1 pseudogene is annotated in these 539 nt (G+C 75.3%); it reads left to right on the forward strand.

The features are described from left to right. Positions 1–539 (forward strand): annotated as a pseudogene (locus ABEE00_RS35710) (bifunctional acetate--CoA ligase family protein/GNAT family N-acetyltransferase); the annotation flags it as partial.

Below are 539 nucleotides of genomic sequence, written 5' to 3' on the forward strand. Positions count from 1 at the left end.
GCCCTGCTCGTGCTCTCCTCTGGCCTGGACGCCACGCAGTCGGGCGCACTGCTGGCCGCCTGCCGCCGCTACGGGATGCGGCTGGTGGGCCCCAACTGCCTGGGCCTGACCAACACCGACAGGGACACGCGACTGGACGCGACCTTCGCCGCACGCACCCCGGCCCGCGGGACGGCGGGGGTGGCCGTGCAGTCGGGCGGCGTGGGCATCGCCGTGCTCGACAAGCTCTCCCGGCTGGGCATCGGCGTGTCCACCTTCGCCTCGCTCGGGGACAAGCTCGATGTCAGCGGCAACGACATGCTCCAGTGGTGGGAGGCGGACGGCCGCACCGAACTCGCCCTGCTGCACCTGGAGTCCTTCGGCAACCCGCGCGCCTTCTCGCGCACCGCGCGCCGCGTCGCCCGCCGCATGCCGGTGCTGACCGTGGACGCCGGGCGCTCCGAGGCCGGCCGCCGCGCCGCCGCCTCGCACACGGCGGCGGCCGCCACCCCCACCATGACGCGGCAGGCCCTGTTCACCCAGGCCGGCGTGATCGCCAC

The sequence above is a fragment of the Streptomyces odontomachicola genome (genome assembly GCF_039605595.1).
GTDB lineage: Bacteria > Actinomycetota > Actinomycetes > Streptomycetales > Streptomycetaceae > Streptomyces.